General features: G+C 36.1%; 19 protein-coding genes and 1 riboswitch. Of the genes, 10 read left to right on the top strand and 9 right to left on the bottom strand.

Annotated features, from left to right (window positions below):
• Nucleotides 1-4: 4 nt before the first annotated feature.
• From phaP to AC1Q8N_RS15910, 6 genes are all read left to right on the top strand, one after another.
• Nucleotides 5-529, top strand: coding sequence for a polyhydroxyalkanoic acid inclusion protein PhaP (gene phaP, locus AC1Q8N_RS15935; RefSeq protein WP_000448583.1), 525 nt, complete (start codon nucleotides 5-7; stop codon nucleotides 527-529).
• Between the two features lie 101 nt (nucleotides 530-630).
• Complete coding sequence (locus AC1Q8N_RS15930) at nucleotides 631-1,074, top strand: MaoC family dehydratase (protein WP_001067917.1); 444 nt, start codon at nucleotides 631-633, stop codon at nucleotides 1,072-1,074.
• A 147-nt stretch (nucleotides 1,075-1,221) separates the two neighbouring features.
• Nucleotides 1,222-1,407: an alpha/beta-type small acid-soluble spore protein gene (locus AC1Q8N_RS15925; protein ID WP_000241212.1), complete on the top strand. Its 186-nt coding sequence runs from the start codon at nucleotides 1,222-1,224 to the stop codon at nucleotides 1,405-1,407.
• Nucleotides 1,408-1,521: 114 nt separating this feature from the next.
• Nucleotides 1,522-2,841, top strand: coding sequence for a TrkH family potassium uptake protein (locus AC1Q8N_RS15920; protein ID WP_048545032.1), 1,320 nt, complete (start codon nucleotides 1,522-1,524; stop codon nucleotides 2,839-2,841).
• A gap of 38 nt (nucleotides 2,842-2,879) precedes the next feature.
• Nucleotides 2,880-3,045, top strand: a riboswitch (yybP-ykoY riboswitch).
• Nucleotides 3,046-3,135: 90 nt separating this feature from the next.
• Nucleotides 3,136-3,930: a TerC family protein gene (locus AC1Q8N_RS15915; protein ID WP_048545033.1), complete on the top strand. Its 795-nt coding sequence runs from the start codon at nucleotides 3,136-3,138 to the stop codon at nucleotides 3,928-3,930.
• Between the two features lie 201 nt (nucleotides 3,931-4,131).
• Entirely contained in the window at nucleotides 4,132-4,983 is an 852-nt protein-coding gene (locus AC1Q8N_RS15910) for a formate/nitrite transporter family protein (protein WP_048545034.1), read from the top strand.
• A 27-nt stretch (nucleotides 4,984-5,010) separates the two neighbouring features.
• Here AC1Q8N_RS15910 and AC1Q8N_RS15905 read toward each other — a convergent pair whose 3' ends face one another.
• From AC1Q8N_RS15905 to AC1Q8N_RS15865, 9 genes are all read right to left on the bottom strand, one after another.
• A complete protein-coding gene (locus tag AC1Q8N_RS15905) occupies nucleotides 5,011-5,322 on the bottom strand; it encodes a cyclic-phosphate processing receiver domain-containing protein (RefSeq protein ID WP_048545036.1) in 312 nt (103 codons plus the stop codon).
• Between the two features lie 14 nt (nucleotides 5,323-5,336).
• Nucleotides 5,337-6,059, bottom strand: coding sequence for a prepilin peptidase (locus AC1Q8N_RS15900; protein ID WP_098077823.1), 723 nt, complete (start codon nucleotides 6,057-6,059; stop codon nucleotides 5,337-5,339).
• A 112-nt stretch (nucleotides 6,060-6,171) separates the two neighbouring features.
• Nucleotides 6,172-6,882 (bottom strand): LutC/YkgG family protein, encoded by a 711-nt coding sequence (locus AC1Q8N_RS15895; protein WP_000147203.1) that lies wholly within the window; start codon nucleotides 6,880-6,882, stop codon nucleotides 6,172-6,174.
• Complete coding sequence (locus AC1Q8N_RS15890; RefSeq protein ID WP_000061936.1) at nucleotides 6,882-8,303, bottom strand: LutB/LldF family L-lactate oxidation iron-sulfur protein; 1,422 nt, start codon at nucleotides 8,301-8,303, stop codon at nucleotides 6,882-6,884. The genes AC1Q8N_RS15895 and AC1Q8N_RS15890 overlap by 1 nt, the downstream gene beginning before the upstream one ends.
• Before the next feature lie 16 nt (nucleotides 8,304-8,319).
• Nucleotides 8,320-9,039: a (Fe-S)-binding protein gene (locus tag AC1Q8N_RS15885; protein ID WP_000869144.1), complete on the bottom strand. Its 720-nt coding sequence runs from the start codon at nucleotides 9,037-9,039 to the stop codon at nucleotides 8,320-8,322.
• Nucleotides 9,040-9,207: 168 nt separating this feature from the next.
• Nucleotides 9,208-9,897, bottom strand: a complete 690-nt coding sequence (locus tag AC1Q8N_RS15880) for a FadR/GntR family transcriptional regulator (RefSeq protein WP_255256195.1) — start codon at nucleotides 9,895-9,897, stop codon at nucleotides 9,208-9,210.
• A 227-nt stretch (nucleotides 9,898-10,124) separates the two neighbouring features.
• Nucleotides 10,125-11,525, bottom strand: a complete 1,401-nt coding sequence (locus AC1Q8N_RS15875; protein WP_000494801.1) for a sensor histidine kinase — start codon at nucleotides 11,523-11,525, stop codon at nucleotides 10,125-10,127.
• 3 nt (nucleotides 11,526-11,528) lie between these two features.
• Nucleotides 11,529-12,200, bottom strand: coding sequence for a response regulator transcription factor (locus AC1Q8N_RS15870; RefSeq protein WP_098077820.1), 672 nt, complete (start codon nucleotides 12,198-12,200; stop codon nucleotides 11,529-11,531).
• Nucleotides 12,193-13,167 (bottom strand): YncE family protein, encoded by a 975-nt coding sequence (locus AC1Q8N_RS15865; protein ID WP_001234162.1) that lies wholly within the window; start codon nucleotides 13,165-13,167, stop codon nucleotides 12,193-12,195. The genes AC1Q8N_RS15870 and AC1Q8N_RS15865 overlap by 8 nt, the downstream gene beginning before the upstream one ends.
• Before the next feature lie 136 nt (nucleotides 13,168-13,303).
• On the opposite strand from AC1Q8N_RS15865, the gene AC1Q8N_RS15860 reads away from it, so the two are divergent.
• The 4 genes from AC1Q8N_RS15860 to AC1Q8N_RS15845 all read left to right on the top strand — a co-directional run bounded on the left by AC1Q8N_RS15860 (nucleotide 13,304) and on the right by AC1Q8N_RS15845 (nucleotide 18,567).
• Nucleotides 13,304-14,419, top strand: a complete 1,116-nt coding sequence (locus AC1Q8N_RS15860; protein WP_048545040.1) for a CdaR family transcriptional regulator — start codon at nucleotides 13,304-13,306, stop codon at nucleotides 14,417-14,419.
• Nucleotides 14,420-14,536: 117 nt separating this feature from the next.
• Complete coding sequence (gene glcD / locus AC1Q8N_RS15855; protein WP_493521278.1) at nucleotides 14,537-15,949, top strand: glycolate oxidase subunit GlcD; 1,413 nt, start codon at nucleotides 14,537-14,539, stop codon at nucleotides 15,947-15,949.
• A complete protein-coding gene (locus AC1Q8N_RS15850) occupies nucleotides 15,946-17,274 on the top strand; it encodes a (Fe-S)-binding protein (protein ID WP_048545043.1) in 1,329 nt (442 codons plus the stop codon). Before glcD ends, AC1Q8N_RS15850 begins: the two co-directional genes overlap by 4 nt.
• Nucleotides 17,275-17,739: 465 nt before the next feature.
• On the top strand, nucleotides 17,740-18,567 hold the full coding sequence (locus AC1Q8N_RS15845; protein WP_493521277.1) for a CAP domain-containing protein: 828 nt from the start codon (nucleotides 17,740-17,742) through the stop codon (nucleotides 18,565-18,567).
• The last annotated feature ends 13 nt before the right edge of the window (nucleotides 18,568-18,580 follow it).

Here is an 18,580-nt window from a genome sequence, read left to right as displayed (position 1 = left end):
AACAATGGAAACTAAGCCATACGAATTAGTCGATGCATTTTGGAAAAACTGGTCTCAATCTCTTTCCCTCTTCTCTTCAGCTGGGAAACAATTAGAGCAACTTACTTTAGAAACTTTAAAACAACAACAAGACGCTTTGCATAAATTAACATCAGGAGTAGATGAACTAGAAAAAGAACTACAACAATTCACTGCTCAGTTCAATAACCAATATACAGATTACGTGAAGCAATTAACTGGAAACTCCTTAAATGATCAAATTAACGAGTGGCAAGGGAAATGGAATGAACTTTCTAATCAAATGCACCAACTGACTGTTTCTCCTACGAAAACATCTTTGTCTATTCTTACTCAAACTAGCGGTCAATTTGAAGAAACAACAAAACAATTTATTGAACAACAACAATTACAACGTGAAGAGGTTCAAAAACAGTTAGAAGTTTTTTTGGGAGAGTTCAAGTCCAAACAACTAGAACTCGCAAAGCAGTTCGAGGAAAACTCAAAAAATTTATTTACTTCCATCAAGTAAGAAAAATGTGGGAGCTAACTGCAGCACAAACAAAACTCTTTCTTCCTCCTACTACATCAAGATGGCTAGCATTTTTCGATATGGAAAAGAAGGAGGCCAAAATGAATCCATTTCAAGAAGCACAAACTGTTCCGGAGCTTCGTTATGATGAGATTCAAGTCGGTGATCAAGCATCCCTTACAAAAACTATTACGGATGAGGACGTTATTAATTTTGCAAAATTAACTGGAGATGTGAATCCTATTCATATTTTAGATTCTTTTGCAAAAACGACAATGTTTAAAGAACGTATTGCTCATGGCATGCTCGTTTCCAGTTTCATTTCGACGATTCTTGGAACGAAACTCCCTGGCAAAAACACGATTTATTTATCTCAAAACGTTTCATTCCGTGCTCCTGTCAAAATCGGTGATACACTTCGCGTTGTGGCAGAAGTCATTAAAAAACGAGACGATAAAAAAATCATTACGTTGCAAACAAACATATATAATCAATCCGGTGATATTGTCGTGGAAGGTACAGCGACAATACTGAAAAAAGAGTAGCAAATTTGCTACTCTTTTTTCTATCCAATAACTTCTAATCACACCGATTACTTCCGCGTATGAGTACGTCGTTTCCACATAAAATAACGTTACCAGTTTAGATAAGTATTTAGCTGAATTGGACTACTCATAAGGATGTGTATCAACATGGTAAAAACAAACAAATTACTAGTTCCAGGTGCAGAACAAGCGCTTGAACAATTTAAATATGAAATCGCACAAGAATTCGGTGTTAGCTTAGGTTCTAATACAGCATCTCGTTCTAACGGTTCAGTTGGCGGTGAAGTAACGAAACGACTAGTCGCTTTAGCTCAACAACAATTACGTGGATAATACAATAACCTATGGCTTAGAGGCAGATATTCTCTGCCTCTTTCTATTTTTAACATACATAATCGTGCTTTTTCACATACTAGTAAGAGCAAACTGAAAGGAACGATATGTGACATGAAACGGATTAATATTAGCATGAGTCCTCCCCGTGTTCTTACTTTGTCTTTTATTATGTTATCAGTTATCGGTACATGCTTATTAAAACTACCAATTGCTACAACAACTTCTATTTCATGGATCGACGCTTTATTTACAACAGTTTCTGCTTGTACTGTTACTGGGCTTGGTGTTGTAGACACCGGAAAAGTATTTACTTTGTTTGGACAGTGTGTCATTTTAACGCTTATACAAGTAGGGGGACTTGGCATTATGAGCTTTGCCGTTTTAATTGCGATTATGCTCGGCAGAAAAATTGGTCTTCAAAACCGAATTTTACTGCAACAAGCGTTAAACCAAACGAACATTGGTGGTGTCATTCGTCTTGCCAAAGCATTATTTTTATTCTCTTTTACAGTCGAATGTATCGCTACTTTGATTCTTTCTTTTGAATGGGTACCAAAATACGGGATTGCTAAAGGGATCTATTATAGCTTTTTTCATTCGATCTCTGCTTTTAACAATGCTGGTTTTTCTGTGTGGAGCGATAATTTAATGTCCCATTCTCATAGCATTCTTGTCAATCTCGTTATTTCCTCCCTCATTATTTTAGGTGGAATTGGTTTTACAGTAATCGTAGATATAAAAAGAAAGAAAAATTTTAAAAACCTTACATTACACTCAAAACTTATGCTCTCTTCTACTCTAATCGTCAATATTATTGCGACTGTTTTTATTTTTATATTCGAGTTCCACAATTCCCTTTCTATGAGAGGATTTACCCCATTTGAAGAAGGAATGGCCGCTTATTTCCAGGCGGTTTCAACTCGTACTGCCGGGTTTAATACAGTTGATATTTCTGCATTATCAAAGCCTTCCCTACTATTAATGATGCTCCTTATGTTTATTGGCGCTGGTAGTGCTTCAACCGGCGGTGGAATTAAGTTAACAACATTTTTAATCATGTTTTTTGGGGTATTTAAATTTTTACAAGAACAAGATGATATTGTCGTTTTTAAAAAATCTATTAAAGATACTCTCATTGTCAAAGCATTGACCATCACTATTATTTCCATTTCATTTATCTTTTTTGCTATTTTAATTTTAAGTATTACTGAGCGAGTTCCTCTATTGATAAGTGCTTTCGAAGTATTTTCAGCATTTGGGACTGTCGGTCTCAGTATGAATTTCACACCACACTTAACTATGATCGGAAAAGCTATTATCATCTTTATGATGTTTTTTGGGAAAATGGGACCTTTAACATTGGCTTTTTCATTTGCACGTAAAAAGAACCGAAAAATAAAATATCCGAATGAAGATATTTTAACAGGTTGACAACCGTATACATTATCCATATAATGAGAGTACAATAGCATATCTCCAAAGGGGAGTAGCGTCCAAGAATATTTCTTGGAAACAAAGTCGTCATTACGTAGAACTTAGTTCTTCCGGCTTTGTTGGCATTTTCATTACATATGTCTAGCAAGACCTTTGCCTATTAACGGCAGAGGTCTTTTTTGTATTAATTTCCAAATTCTTCCAAAGTTAATAGGCAGGAGTATGGGGAAACTAAATAGTGGGGAAATTCTTCACTTATTTAGTACTTATAGAAATGAGAGGAGAATGTACATGGATGTATCATTATTATTGGAGTATGGTTGGGTATTACTCATCCTAATTGCACTAGAGGGGATTTTAGCGGCTGATAACGCTCTCGTTCTTGCAATTATGGTAAAACATTTACCAGAAGAAAAACGAAAGAAAGCATTATTTTACGGATTAGCGGGGGCATTTGTTTTCCGATTCGGATCGTTATTTATGATCTCGTTCTTAGTCGACGTATGGCAAGTGCAAGCAATCGGTGCCATTTACCTTATGTTTATAGCTGGTAATCACTTATTTAAAACGTATGTTAAAAAGAATACGGATGAAGAAACAGAAGAAAAAGAAGCAAAGAAAAAACAAGAGAACTTTTGGTGGACTGTATTTAAAGTTGAGGTTGCTGATATCGCCTTCGCAGTTGATTCAATTTTAGCTGCAGTTGCGTTAGCAATGACTTTACCAAAAACAGGATTAGGTACAATTGGTAGTCTTGATACTGGGCAATTCGTTGTTATCTTTGTAGGTGGACTTATCGGGTTAATCATCATGAGATTTGCAGCAACTGCTTTCGTACAAATCTTAAAACGTAAACCAGGACTTGAAACTGCAGCATTCTTAATTGTAGGTTGGGTTGGTGTGAAACTAGCAGTTTATACATTAGCACACCCTGCATTAAATGTAATTCCGCATTCATTCCCAGAATCTACACTATGGAAGCTTACATTCTGGATTATATTAGTCGGAATCGCAGTTGGCGGTTGGTTCTTCTCGAAAGAAGTAGAAGTAAAAGTAGAAAAGAATTTAGACGAAAAAGCGCTGTAATTACAGCGCTTTTTCTTTTTCCCTTCCCCTCTCAATGTCCAGAAAAAATTCTATTATACTACCATTTGTAAGCGTTTTCTTAATATATGTATGTCCTTTTTGTGAAACATTGCACAAACTTATTGAAACTAAGAACAATTCCATGTACTTTATTCATATAAGGAGTATTTATAGATGATGTACTAAAGGAGCGTATTACTCATGCTAGAGCAAGGAATAGATTATGTTGTCAAACTGGCTAAGAGCAAAAAACAAATGCTAGATACAAACCCGATGCAATATTTCATTCGTGCCGCACTTGCGGGTATTTATATCGGTTTTATTATTGTACTATGTTTTAAATTAGGTAACTTTTTTCACATTGCAGATTCACCGGCAACTTATTTAGCTGCTTCTATGTTTTTCGGAATTGCCCTCGTACTTATTATATATGGCGGTGCTGAATTGTTTACTGGAAACACAATGTACTTTACTGTAGCAACTTTAAGAAAAGAAACAACGATTTCTGATACACTTCGTAACTGGGTCGCTTGTTATGCAGGGAATTTAGCTGGCGCTTTATTCTTTGCCTTACTATTTTATGCAACTGGAATTTTCGAAGCAATTGATCACGGCCATTTCATGAATAAAGTAGTAGAAGGAAAAATGAATACACCTACAATGCAATTATTCTTTAAAGCAATTTTATGTAACTGGCTTGTATGTCTTGCGTGTTTCTTACCTTCTCAAGTTAAAGGTGATACAGCAAAAATTATGATGATGATGCTACTCGTTTTCACATTCTTCTTATCTGGTTACGAGCATAGCATTGCAAACTTATCACTGTTTGCTCTATCTTTAGTTTCACCGCATCCGGAGACAATTTCTTTTGCAGGTGCTATTCATAACTTAATTCCAGTTACAATCGGTAACATTATTGGCGGGTCCGTCTTTGTCGGCATGGTATACCATTACTTAACAAAGAAAGTACCTGACGTGAAACAAGAAGAAACTGAATTAGTAGCGGCTCAACAAGAAGAAATCATTCCGTTACAAGCACATATGAAACATTAAAAACTCCAAAGTAAAACTTTGGAGTTTTTAGCTCCCCACATATTTAACAACAAGGTGCGGATTAATTTCGCCTTCTTCCTTTCCCTTATTAATTCTCTGTTTCATCTTGTGCATACCGATGACATCATTCGTATGAAGGTGAATTTCATTTACATATAAACCCTCTTTACAAAAAGCCTCTACAAAATCTAATCCATTTCTTTTCCCCCATCCCATATTAAAATCAAGGGAAAGAATATTCACATCATAATCCCGAACCATTTGCAAGGCACATTCTACTGTAGTGGCGGGCACATACCCGTACGGACAACTTCTTTGATCATCCATATATACATTCATGTTCTATCCTCTCTCTATTTTGTATACGTGAACAACATATAACATATTGCCCCAAGGCTAATAAAAGGACCGAACGGAATTTGGCTCCTCATTTTCATACGTTTTAATACTATACCAACTCCAAAGAAACAAAGACTAAAGCAAGATGCTAAAAATAAGATCATAAAAATCCCTTTCAGTCCCACTATAAATCCAAGTAACGAAAGTAATTTTATATCTCCTCCACCAAGCCCTTCTGGATATATCTTTTGCATGCAATATAACAAAATGAATATAACGCCACTACCAACTATACTATCTGTCCAAGTCACTAACGGCACAAAAACACATTCTAAAATGAGTAAACAGGCAAACCAAGCTAAAATACGATTGGGGATTAACATATATATGTAATCTGTAACTGAAATAATAAGAAGGAGAGAAAAAAGCGATAAAATGATGATAAGCTCCCGTTCCACCCCAATCATATATACAGTAAGAAGAAACATCATTCCTGTTACAAGTTCAAATACTACGTACAAAATTGAAATTTTCCTCTTACAATTCGTACAACGTCCTCTTTGTATACAAAAAGAAATGATTGGAATCAATTCTTTTGGCTTTAGCACATACTTACAATAATGACAATGTGAACGCGGGATAATGATAGACTCACCAAGTGGTACTCTCATCGCAATTAACATAAAAAAAGAACCAAACACCATCCCCACTAACAATGCATATAAATAAGTGAACATCCCTTCCTCTCCTTTCCAGAAGAACATAGCAAAAAAAGGAGAGAAATTCTACTCCATATTATTTCTATTCTATTAAAAAAGCAGGCCATTTTCTGGCCTGCTTTCCCCTCTTTTATACGATGAAATATACTGCTTTTAATGGTCCGTGTACTCCGACAACAAGATTCATTTCAATATCTGCCGAGTTACTAGGTCCTGTAATAAAGTTAATACAAGATGCTACTGCCTCGCCATTTTCTACACGTGTGTTCATATCCTGAACTGCTTGTGTAATACGAGGCACAAGTGTTTCACGTGGAATAATAGCAAAGTATACAGTCGGTAAAAAGTGTAAAGAACGACCTTGGCCTTTATGACTTTGTACAACAATCGTACCAGATTCAGCTAAAGTATAATCACTAAATGCGATTCCAATATTCGCTCTTTCTGCGATACGCATATTCTCTTCTTTTTTCTCAGGATCCCATACATTCACTTCAACATTTTGCTTTGGAAGCTCTTCTTTAAATAAAGAAGTCAATCCATAAGAATCAAAACGTTCGTCTGCCGATAACATAATAGGTCCCCCGCCGTTTTCCACGATTACTTTTTGAATATCTTCACGTAAACGGTCGTTTGTCGTTTCCACTACAGTTGTATGAATGTTTGTACATTGATTTTTAAATACTTCTAACAATTCTTCTTTTGAATAATCTTTTAGCGTTTCTACATTCACATTACTTTTCCATGCTGGACGCTTTACGCCTTCCGTTTTCCGCTCACGTCCAAGTTCTTTTGCAATATTATCTAGAAAGGACTCACGGTTTTGAATTAATCCTGTCATTATTTGTCCCCGCCTTTCTTATGATCTTTATACCAATCACGGAATCGTTCTTTACTTGGAGCCGGGAATTCACGAATATCTGTCCAGTTTTTAAGTGGCCCAACACCTTTTGATACACGGTTGCCCGATGTAAATGGACTCATTGCTGCTGGCGCCATTTTTGATCCCATTTTATATAAAGCTGCTGAAGATGCACCCATACTAAACATTTTCATTGCTAATTTTTCTGCAAGTGGTGCACGTCCTTCTTGCTCAACAATTACTTGACGATGTTTTAATAATAAATCATGCAATGGTATTTTTACTGGACAAGCTTCTGTACACGCTCCGCATAAACTAGAGGCATATGGAAGCTCTTTGTAATCATCGTATCCACCTAAAAGTGGTGTTAATACCGCACCGATTGGTCCTGAGTATATAGAACCATACGAATGTCCACCAACGTGACGATATACAGGACATACGTTAACACAAGCAGCACAACGAATACATTGCAATACTGAACGGAATTCAGACCCAAGAATTTGAGAGCGGCCATTATCAACAACAACTAAGTGGAATTCTTCTGGTCCATCTACTTCCTCTTCTTGGATTGGTCCCGCTACAGTTACATAACTTGTTAATTTTTGCCCTACTGCACTACGACATAGTAAACCAACTAAAACATCTAATTCTTCCATTGTCGGAACCATACGTTCCATACCCATTACTGCAATTTGAGTTTTCGGAATCGACATAACAAGATCGGCATTACCTTCATTCGTTACTAAACAAAGAGAGCCAGTATTTGCAACTGCAAAGTTACAACCTGTCACACCAATTTCTGCATCCATAAATTTCTCACGAAGTTGTTTACGAACAAACTTTGTCATTTCATATGGATCATCAGAATTTTCATAGCCAAGCTTCTCTTTAAATACATCACGAATTTGCGTTCTGTTTTTATGAAGTGCGGGCGCAATAATATGTGAAGGTGGATCGTTATCTACTTGCAAGATATACTCTCCTAAGTCACTTTCTAACACTTCACAACCAATCTCTTCAAGGGCATGATTCATACTAATTTCTTCAGTTACCATTGATTTTGATTTTACAACTTTCTTCGCTTGTTTCTTTTTTGCAACGTCTTGAATATACTTTGCTGCTTCCTCTTTCGTTTTCGCAAAGTACACATGTCCGCCTCTTTTTGATACATTTTCACTTAACTGCATTAAGTAATAATCAAGATTTTCTAACGTATGTTGGCGAATTTGTTCACCTAGTTCACGCCACTCTTCCCAGTTTCCTAATTCTTCCGCTGCTTTTAAGCGATTCGTATATAAGCGCGTTTGCGCAGAAGATACTGCTCCGCGCATAAAAGAATCTTGAATTCCATCGCCAACGCGATCATTAAATTTTTTCTCACTGATTTTCATAGACATAGCTTATGTTCCCCCTTCATGAGCGACTATTTAGTACCTCAGCAATATGCATTACTTTTATTTCTTTTCCTAAACGCTCAATACGTCCGCCAATGTTTAACAAACACCCACAATCTGCACCGATTAAATAATCAGCACCTGTTTCCATTGCACTATCTACCTTCTCATCTACCATTTGCTCAGAAATTGGAGTCATCTTCACTGAAAACGTTCCCCCAAACCCACAACAATTTTGTTCGTTTGGCAGTTCTCTCACAGTTAATCCTTTTACGTTTGATAATAAAATTCCTGGTGCCTCTTTTACTCCAAGCAGGCGTGTCATATGACAAGATTTATGAATAGTAGCTATCCCTGGTAAGCTTGCACCAACATCTGTCACTTTTAAAACATCTACAATAAATTGTGTAAATTCATATGTTTTATCAGCAACCTTTTGTGCACGTTTAGCCCACTTCGGATCATCTTTAAAAACATGCGGATACTCATGAAACATTGTCGCACAAGAACCAGATGGTGTAACGATATATTCTGCATCTTCGAAAGTTTCAATCATATGTTTCATCGCTTCCTTTGCTGCTTCTACATGGCCGCTATTATAAGCAGGCTGACCACAACAAACTTGTGCTTCTGGAAATTCAATTTCACAACCTAAACGCTCCAACACTTCAACTGTTGCTTTGCCGACGTTTGTTTCAAACATATCGACTAAACAAGTAACAAATAAAGTAACTTTCATAATTATTACTCCCCCTTTTTACAACTCCACCAACAAACATATGGTCATCAGATGACTAAGGAAAGAAGAAGTAGGCTCAATCATGGCCTATCCTCTCCCTCTTCTAAAGAAAACGCTTACTTAATCTTTCTCTATTTTATCAAAAAATTTGATTTTTAAAAGATTAAATTACGAATTTATATCGTTTTTACCTGTGACAATATGTTCTACATTTGTTAAATGATCTAGCATTGCTTGCTGCGCTAATTCTACATCTTGCTTTAACACTGCATCATATATAACTTGATGCTCTTCTATAAGTCGTTCTGATGTTGTTTGTTCACCATATAAAATAATGCGTCTTGATTCACCAATCGTTTCAGCAATCATCTCTGAAACGTGATTCATGAGTTCAAGCAAAATGTTGTTATGCGAAGACTCCGCAATTCCCATATGGAACTGAAAATCTGCTTTTTCGCCAGCCTTTTCATCTCCAATGCTCTTTACCATTTCATCTAACCAATGCTTCATATTTTGCAAATTATCTTCCGTACGTTTTGCCGCAGCTGCTCGAACTGCCCCCACTTCAAGCACCTTTCGTACTTCTAATAAGTTTAAAATATCTTCTTTCTTCATTAATAATTTATTGTTTAATGATTTTGTTAATGAAGAAGAATCGAAATTCTTCACATATGTACCTTCTCCTTGTTTCATCTCAATTAAGCCCATTGCTCTTAGCGCACTTAGCGCTTCACGAACAGCAGATCTACCCACTTGAAACTGCTCAGCTAATTGATGTACAGGAAGTAGTTTGTCACCAGGTTTTAACGTACCATTTTTAATCATTGTTAAAATAGCTTCAGATACTTCTTCGTAAATCTTTTTCGGTTTAATAGATTTGTACTCCAGTTAAATCACCTCAGTATCTTCCAAACAACAATTGAAACGATTTATAAGAACTTTGCATCATAACTATTTTAGAACGAATTGGTAAGAAGTACAAATGTTTTGTTCATAAAATCGTCAAATTTTTAATATTTATTTGATATTAATTTATATTTATTCCTCTATTCATTGCACTCATGAAGAAAAGCATGTCCTTCACGTTAGAACATGCTTTCTTCAACTTGTATTTTCAATTTAATACTAACCGTCGTTCCATGCCCTTTTTCACTTTCAATTCGCCACTGTCCATCATGTATATGAACAATTTGTCTGACAATGGCAAGGCCTAAACCTGTTCCACCATGTTGACGACTTCTCGCTTTATCAACGCGGTAAAAACGTTCACCAAGATTTTCTAAATGCTCTGTTTCAATACCGATTCCTGTATCTTTTATGTTTAATTCACAGTAATCATCTATCTGCCTGAGTGTTATCACAATATCCCCATTTTGATTTGTATACCGTATCGCATTATCTAACACGTTATGAAGCACTTGTTGCATACGATCCTCATCAATCATTACAATGATTTCTGGATTTAAATTTGTTGAAATACGAATTTTCTTTTCTATAAACTTAATCTCATACGTATCTAACACATCTTCAATCAGTTGTGAAAAAACGATAGGTTGTTTCTTTAACGGAAAATGTTCACCTTCTAATTGTGCTAAATCTAATAAATCATGAACGAGACGCTGCATACGACCCGCTTCTTTATGAATGAGCTGTGTTACTTTTTCCTGCTGTGGTCCCTTCGCTACACCATCTAAAATAGCTTCACTATATCCTTTTATATAACTAAGTGGTGTTCTTAGTTCATGCGAAACGTTAGCTAAAAATTCCTTACGCTTTACGTCTTCTGTCTCTAAAGAATTTGCCATTTTATTAAATGCTTTTCCTAATCGTCCAATTTCATCTTCGGAAGAAATTGTAATCCGTTCTGAGAAATCTCCCGTAGCCAAATGATTGGCAACTCGTTCCATTTGCGAAAGCGGTCTCGTAATAGCAATAATAATCTTTCTACCAATCCATATTGTCAGTAAAGTCATAGCAAGTGCTAATGGCGCTAAAATAAGGCCCATATCATATATTAAGTCTTTTATACTTTTTAAAGGAATATAAGAATATACAATGCCAACTAACTTTTTATTTTCTAAAACAGGGATGACAACCCCCATAATATTTCGGTCAAAATGTTCCTCATACCCTATTTTTGTCACAGTTTTTCCATCTAATAATGCTTGCCTGTCCCCTTCACTTATAAGAGAATGATGATGCACATCAAAAGGTAAACACGCGCTTAAATCACGCGGATTAGATACGAAAAGAACATCTGAACTAGATATTTGATCAAATGCTCTTACTTTCTCTTCAAAAGTTGCTATTCCTTCACGCTTATCATATTGCGCAGCAAGACGTTTCCCTTCCATTACTAATGAATCTTTTAAATTATCAACGTATAGTTTTTCATACGAGTATAAAGATACAAAATAAAGAAAGGAAACTGTTACACATACTGCACATACTACTGTAAGCCAAAGCTTCTGTACCATCGTAAACATACGTTACACCTCAAATTTATAGCCTACACCCCAAACCGTTTGAATGTAGTTTCCACTTTCTCCAAGCTTCAAACGCATCGTTTTCACGTGCGTATCCACTGTTCTTGTACTTCCGGCATAATCATATCCCCATACCTTTTCCAGCAATTGTTCCCGGCTAAATACTTGTCCCGTATGTTGGCAAAGAAAATAGAGTAAATCAAACTCTTTTACTGTAAGAGAAATCGACTCACCATCAGCCTCAATCTTCCTACTTTTTTCATTAATAAGTATCGGTCCAAACTGAATCTCTTCTTGTTGCTCTTGCTTTGTATAACGTCTTAGCACAGCTTCCATACGAGCAATTAGTTCTCCAGGACTAAAAGGCTTTACAATATAATCATCTGCTCCCATACGCAAGCCATTCACCCTATTCCACTCTTCACCTTTTGCTGTTAAAAATATAATTGGTACATCCGACGTTTTTCTAATTTCTTTACAAACTGAAAGTCCATCCATCTCTGGCATCATAATATCTAATACAACGAAATCATAATGATCAGTCTCTAATTTTTTTAGAGCCTCTTTTCCATTTTCAGCTTCTCCCCACTCGTATCCGAAATTATCTAAGTACATTCCAACAAGCTGCCTCATATCACTTTCATCATCTACAACTAGCACCCTATATTTATTCATTGTCCTTCCCTTCCCTCTCTATGAGTTGAAACGGCCCTTTTCCGACTTTAATTGTTTGTTTTATTTTCAAGCTCTTCATATCCATGACACACACTTCATCACTATCATAGCTTGCTACGTATCCTTCTGCTCCGCTCTTCAAAAATGCAAATGGATTCGATCCTACTTCTACAGAAGCCACCTCTTTATACGTGCTAACATCAAACTTTCTAAGCGTATTCGAACCGTGACTTAATGCATATACATTCTTATTATCCTTCGTTATATTCACAGGCATAAACGGAGCATGTAAAGAACGTACCATTTCTCCGCTCTGCAATGAATACACTAATACTTTTTCATTGACTTGATTTCCATCACCATGTCCGCCAATCCATATTTCTTTCCCATCCGGGCTAATTGTCGCTCCCGTTGATGCTGGGGGAATCATAAAGGATTGTATCACTTCTTTTTTCTTTGTATCAATGGTCGTTAGCTTCGTATCATAAAAGTTTAATACAGATAACTGGTTATCGTGCTCTACCATCGTAATTGGTCCTTTTCCTGTTGATACACTCCCTGTCTCTTTCCCTTTTATCGTAAAGAACCTTACCTTTTGGGCAGTTTGATCGGCAGCAAATAATTGTTTTTTATCCTCGGATACAATCACATTTACAATGCCTTTTCCCGTTTTATATTTGTCCACTTGCCTTCCTTCTGCTAGTGAATATACATACATGTACTCTAACTGCTTGCCATATACAAGTATGTCCTCACCGTTTGGAAGTAGTGCAACTCCTGCCATTGGCTCATTAAGTTCCCATGTCGTAATTAACTTTTTAGTTTTTTCATCAACAAAACTAATACTACCTTCTTTTATATTCGTTGTTATAATAACACTTTTATCTTTAGCAATCGGTGTATATGAACTTCCTTGACACCCTACTAATAGAAATAAAAAACAGAGAAGAAAAACATACTTTCTCAAAAGATTCCCTCCATCTTCGGATGATTTCGTTATAATTGTAAAATAACAAATAAATGTGTGGAAAGTGTGAAATTTTCCTTTCTTACTTTATTTACATATATAATGTACAACAAATAGAATTTGAGGTGTGCAAATTATGCTTTTTCCTGATTTAGCGAATAAAATTGTACGAGAAGTACGCAGATTAATTAAAGAAAATATCATTATCATTAATATACAAGGCGTTATTATCGCAAGTACAGATGTAGAAAGAATCGGCCAATTTCATGAAGGTGCACTCCGATGCGCGAAACAAAAGAAAACTGTCATTATTACAAAAGAAGATGAACGACGTTTGCAAGGCGTAAAGGCGGGTATGAACCTCCCCTTACTATTTCATGACGAAGTAATTGGTGTCATTGGAATTACAGGCGAACCTGAAAACATTTCACAATACGGAGAAATATTACGTAAAATGACCGAACTACTCATTCACGAAAACTACTTTTTAGAACAACTGGAACTTGAACACCGTTCTTATGAAGCATTTGTCTTTGATTGGCTTCAAAATACAGACTGGTCTCCAAGCTTTCTCGATCGCGCAAAAACACTTGGTATTGATTTATATAAGAAGAAACAACTTATTTTGTTCTCTATCGATCAAAATGACACGATGCTTCAGCGTAAGATTTGGCAACACGTACGCAATCTATTAACAAAGGAGCATCTATTTGTTCGTTGGGGAAATGATCGATTCATTTTATTTACAGCCACAAACTCCAAAGAGCAAACGTATCAATTTTTAAAAAGATTAAAACAAGACTGTGAAACTTTGTTTTCTATTCCTTTATATATTGGGATTGGACAATCCGTTACACCAAGCAATATGAACTTATCATACGAACAAGCATTACAAGCTCTTTCCGTATCACTTGAAACGAAAAAAATTGTATTTAATGAAGATTTACGTTTAGAAATGTGCTTACAAGATATTTCTGCTGAAACGCGGGAACAGTTTCTAAGGCGTACTATTGAAAACTTACTATCATCTCCTGAGCTTATGCACACTTTACGCTTATTTATTGATTATAACCAATCCTATAAACAAACAGCTGAACAATTACATATACACATTAACACATTGCATTACAGACTTAAAAAGATTGAGGAGCATACAGGACTTGACCCGAAACAATTCAAAGACTTAAACATTTTATACTTCTCGCTCCTCTTATTAGATAATCATACAAAAAAGAATGATAAAAAAGATTAATCTTTAGATGATTACACATAGAAAGAATCCCCCAACTTTTTTATCATTATAATGAAAGCACTGTTACAACGTTTTTTATGATGACTAAATACGTTAACAGTTTGAGGGGGATTTCCAATGTTAGAAAAGCAAATTATTCATTCATTCGTATCCATTGTTGGCGAAGATAATGTAGATACATCCAATATGGGGCGTTTAACGTATAGTTATGATGCCACTCCAAACTTCCAAGCAATGCCTGATGCAGTCATTGCTCCTCGTAATACAAATGAAGTAGCTGAAGTGTTAAAAATATGTAACACTCACAAAATTCCTGTATATGTTCGTGGTTCTGGAACAAACCTTTGCGCGGGGACATGTCCACTTGAAGGCGGTATCGTCCTTATCTTCCGCCATATGAATAACATTTTAGAAATTGATGAAGAGAATTTAACAATTACTGTACAAGCTGGTGTAATTACACTTGATATTATTAAAGCGGTAGAAGAAAAAGGTTTATTTTATCCACCAGATCCAAGCTCGATGAAAATTTCTACAATCGGCGGTAACATTAATGAAAACTCAGGTGGATTACGCGGATTAAAATATGGTGTAACACGTGATTATGTGATGGGTCTTGAACTTGTCTTACCAAATGGCGATATTATTCGTACTGGCGGTAAATTAGCAAAAGATGTAGCCGGTTACGATTTAACTCGTTTATTTATCGGTTCTGAAGGAACACTTGGCGTCGTAACAGAAGCAATATTAAAACTTGTTCCTATGCCTAAAACGAAGAAAACGATGCTTGCACTATATGAAGATATTAATGAAGCTGCACGTGCTGTTTCTTCTATTATTGCAAATAAAATCATTCCAGCGACACTTGAGTTTTTAGACCAGCCGACAATTGAAGTAGTAGAAGAGTTTGCACAAATCGGTTTACCAACTGATGTAAAAGCAATTTTATTAATTGAACAAGACGGTCCACCTGAAGTTGTCAATCGAGATATTGAAAAAATGGCTAACGTTTGCCGCTCTATGAATGCAGTCGATGTTCGCATTGCAAAAGATGAAGCGGAAGCAGATGCGCTTCGGACAGCTCGCCGTAGTGCACTATCAGCACTTGCAAGATTAAAACCTACTACAATATTAGAAGATGCAACGGTACCACGCTCACAAATAGCTCCGATGGTTGAAGCTATTAATGCCATTGCAAAAAAATATAATATTCCTATTTGTACATTTGGGCATGCTGGCGATGGCAACCTACACCCAACTTGTATGACAGATGCTCGTAATGAAGATGAAATGCACCGAGCTGAACAAGCTTTTGCTGAAATATTTGCGAAAGCAATTGAACTTGGTGGCACAATTACTGGTGAACATGGTGTTGGTGCGATGAAAGCTCCTTATTTAGAAATGAAATTAGGTAAAGAAGGTATTGCTGCCATGCAAGGAATTAAACAAGCCTTCGATCCAAATAACATTATGAACCCTGGCAAGATGTTCGCGAAAGACACTCGCAAAAGAGTGGTGGTTGAGCGATGACAACATTAAATAAAGAAAACATTCAAAAAGAATTTAAAGAAAGATTAAGTGAAGATGAACTACTAAACTGTATGCGATGCGGTTTCTGTTTACCTACTTGTCCTACTTACATTCAATCTGGATATAAAGAATCACATTCACCACGAGGACGTATTGCATTAATGAAAGCGGTCGTTGACGGTTTAATTGAACCAGATGAAGATGTTGAAAATACATTGAATGTTTGCCTTGGCTGCCGTGCTTGTGAACCTGTTTGTCCATCAGGTGTAAATTACGGACATTTATTAGAAGAAGCTCGTGATATTATAAATCAAAACAAAAAGTTCTCGGTGCCAGTGAGAGCCGTTCGTAAAGTCGTTTTTGAAGGGCTCTTCCCGCATCAAAATCGAATGAGAACATTAACAGGGTTAATCGGATTTTACCAACGTTCTGGTTTACAAACACTAACACATAAAATGGGTATTATGAAGTTATTCCCTGAAACACTTGCAACAATGGATCTCGTTTTACCAAAAGTCCCTAAAATGAAAGCAATGAAAGATCGTCCTGCATTTTTACCTGCTGAAAGTACAAAAAAGAAACAAGTTGCATTCTTCACAGGCTGTTTAATGGATACGATGTTTTTAGAAACAAATAACGCAACGATGAAACTTCTTCAGTTAGCTGGTTGTGATATCGTTATTCCGAAAACACAAAGTTGCTGCGGTGCATTACATGGGCATGCTGGTGAAAAGAGCGGAGCGAAAGAATTAGCGAAACGAAATATAAAAGCATTCGAAGATTTAAATATCGACTATATTATTACGAATGCAGGTGGTTGCGGAGCTTATCTCGTAGACTACGATTATCTTTTAAAAGATGATCCACAGTGGGCTGAACGCGCAAAGCAGTTTGTTTCTAAAATTAAAGATATTACTGCTATTCTAGTAGAACTAGATTTCCATAAACGAAATGACTTACGACTTCCATCGCAAATTATTACGTATCAAGACTCTTGTCATTTACGCAATGTTATGCGAACATCTTCAGAACCTCGTATGTTACTAGAAGCAATTCAAGGCGCAACATATCGTGAAATGAAAGATGCGGATCGCTGCTGTGGTTCTGCTGGTATTTACAATATTGTTCATTCAGAACTCTCCATGGAATTTCTAGATTATAAAATGGACTGTGTACATGAAACAGAAGCAGCAACTATTGTTACTGCAAATCCAGGTTGTCTACTACAAATGAAATTAGGCATTGAACGAGAAGGACTTTCTCATAAAATGAGAGGAATTCACATTGTAGATTTATTATTAGAAGCAATTGAAACCAACTCGTAATAACTCGTAACATACGTAATAATAGGAAAACGGCTATCTCCTTCGTCTATGTAAAGAGATAGCCGCTTTTTTGTCCGCTACAATATTAAAAGTATGTTACTTTATTATAAAAAAGAACAACAGATACATTACAGTTTTGTAAAAATCAATCCAGTATATTCCTAAAAAAAACTCTCAAACCATTGATACAATAGGATTCTTCATTTTCCGTTTAGGTAAATTCATCCAAAATACCCCTCTTAAAACCAAGTATAAAAATGCTGAAAATTCCTTTTATACTCTATGTTTCTCTTATTTTCCCTCTTTTCCTCTCTTAGGATAAATTAGGTAATTTTTAAGTCTATGAATTTTTTTCCATCTTTTTTCTCACATAATCTATGCTACGATGAATTTGTCAGTCAGACAGGCTGTCAAAAACAAATCGTGTGAAAACAAATTAAAACTTTATATAGGGGGACACACATCATGAAAAAACGTGTTTTATTATCTGTAGCTGCTGCAACGGCTCTTACTTTAGGAGTATCTTCTCTAGATGCACAAGCTGCAACAGTACAACCATCTAACGTAAATGTTCAAAATATTCAGCATTCAAAAGTGATGATGAAGCAAATGAACCAACAAGAATTACAAGCATTCTTACAATCTATGGGCGTGGAATCATTAGCACAATGGCAACAAGGAAACTTCCAACCAAATTGCATTATTCCTGGTCAACAACCAACTGAAAATGTTGTAACTGAGCAACCAACAGCTAAGCCAGAAACTCAAAAGCCTGCTGAGCAAAAGCCAGTTGAACAAAAGCCTGCTGAAGAAGTTCAAAAACCAGAAGCTCAAAAACCTGCTGAAAACAACAATACTCAAAAACCAGCTGAACAAAAACCTGCTGAGCAAAAGCCTGCTGAAGAAGCAAAATCTTTAAGCGAATTCGAACAACGTGTTGTTGAATTAACAAACGCTGAACGTGCAAAACAAGGCTTACCAGCACTAAAAATTGATACTGAATTAAGCAAAGTAGCACGTGTTAAATCTGAAGATATGCAGAAGAATAACTACTTTGATCATAACAGCCCTACATACGGGTCTCCGTTTGACATGATGAAGAAATTTGGTATTTCTTATACATCTGCAGGTGAAAACATCGCTCAAGGCCAACGTACACCTGAAGAGGTAGTACAATCTTGGATGAACAGTGCTGGACACCGTGCAAACATCTTAAATAACGGCTTCACTCACATCGGTGTTGGCTATGTAGAAAGCGGCAACTACTGGACACAACAATTTATTACGAAGTAAATAGATTAAAAGA

This window comes from Bacillus sp. GW823-FHT06B01 (assembly GCF_058952315.1).
Note: the sequence above shows the minus strand (reverse complement) of the source record. Positions and strands in the feature narration are given on the sequence as shown.

What these genes read in the sequence shown, in the direction of transcription:
- phaP (WP_000448583.1), top strand. Translation starts at nt 5, where the DNA reads ATGGAAACTAAGCCATACGAATTAGTCGATGCATTTTGGAAAAACTGG.
- AC1Q8N_RS15930 (WP_001067917.1), top strand. Translation starts at nt 631, where the DNA reads ATGAATCCATTTCAAGAAGCACAAACTGTTCCGGAGCTTCGTTATGAT.
- AC1Q8N_RS15925 (WP_000241212.1), top strand. Translation starts at nt 1,222, where the DNA reads ATGGTAAAAACAAACAAATTACTAGTTCCAGGTGCAGAACAAGCGCTT.
- AC1Q8N_RS15920 (WP_048545032.1), top strand. Translation starts at nt 1,522, where the DNA reads ATGAAACGGATTAATATTAGCATGAGTCCTCCCCGTGTTCTTACTTTG.
- AC1Q8N_RS15915 (WP_048545033.1), top strand. Translation starts at nt 3,136, where the DNA reads ATGGATGTATCATTATTATTGGAGTATGGTTGGGTATTACTCATCCTA.
- AC1Q8N_RS15910 (WP_048545034.1), top strand. Translation starts at nt 4,132, where the DNA reads ATGCTAGAGCAAGGAATAGATTATGTTGTCAAACTGGCTAAGAGCAAA.
- AC1Q8N_RS15905 (WP_048545036.1), bottom strand. Translation starts at nt 5,322, where the DNA reads ATGAATGTATATATGGATGATCAAAGAAGTTGTCCGTACGGGTATGTG.
- AC1Q8N_RS15900 (WP_098077823.1), bottom strand. Translation starts at nt 6,059, where the DNA reads ATGTTCACTTATTTATATGCATTGTTAGTGGGGATGGTGTTTGGTTCT.
- AC1Q8N_RS15895 (WP_000147203.1), bottom strand. Translation starts at nt 6,882, where the DNA reads ATGACAGGATTAATTCAAAACCGTGAGTCCTTTCTAGATAATATTGCA.
- AC1Q8N_RS15890 (WP_000061936.1), bottom strand. Translation starts at nt 8,303, where the DNA reads ATGTCTATGAAAATCAGTGAGAAAAAATTTAATGATCGCGTTGGCGAT.
- AC1Q8N_RS15885 (WP_000869144.1), bottom strand. Translation starts at nt 9,039, where the DNA reads ATGAAAGTTACTTTATTTGTTACTTGTTTAGTCGATATGTTTGAAACA.
- AC1Q8N_RS15875 (WP_000494801.1), bottom strand. Translation starts at nt 11,525, where the DNA reads ATGTTTACGATGGTACAGAAGCTTTGGCTTACAGTAGTATGTGCAGTA.
- AC1Q8N_RS15870 (WP_098077820.1), bottom strand. Translation starts at nt 12,200, where the DNA reads ATGAATAAATATAGGGTGCTAGTTGTAGATGATGAAAGTGATATGAGG.
- AC1Q8N_RS15860 (WP_048545040.1), top strand. Translation starts at nt 13,304, where the DNA reads ATGCTTTTTCCTGATTTAGCGAATAAAATTGTACGAGAAGTACGCAGA.
- glcD (WP_493521278.1), top strand. Translation starts at nt 14,537, where the DNA reads ATGTTAGAAAAGCAAATTATTCATTCATTCGTATCCATTGTTGGCGAA.
- AC1Q8N_RS15850 (WP_048545043.1), top strand. Translation starts at nt 15,946, where the DNA reads ATGACAACATTAAATAAAGAAAACATTCAAAAAGAATTTAAAGAAAGA.
- AC1Q8N_RS15845 (WP_493521277.1), top strand. Translation starts at nt 17,740, where the DNA reads ATGAAAAAACGTGTTTTATTATCTGTAGCTGCTGCAACGGCTCTTACT.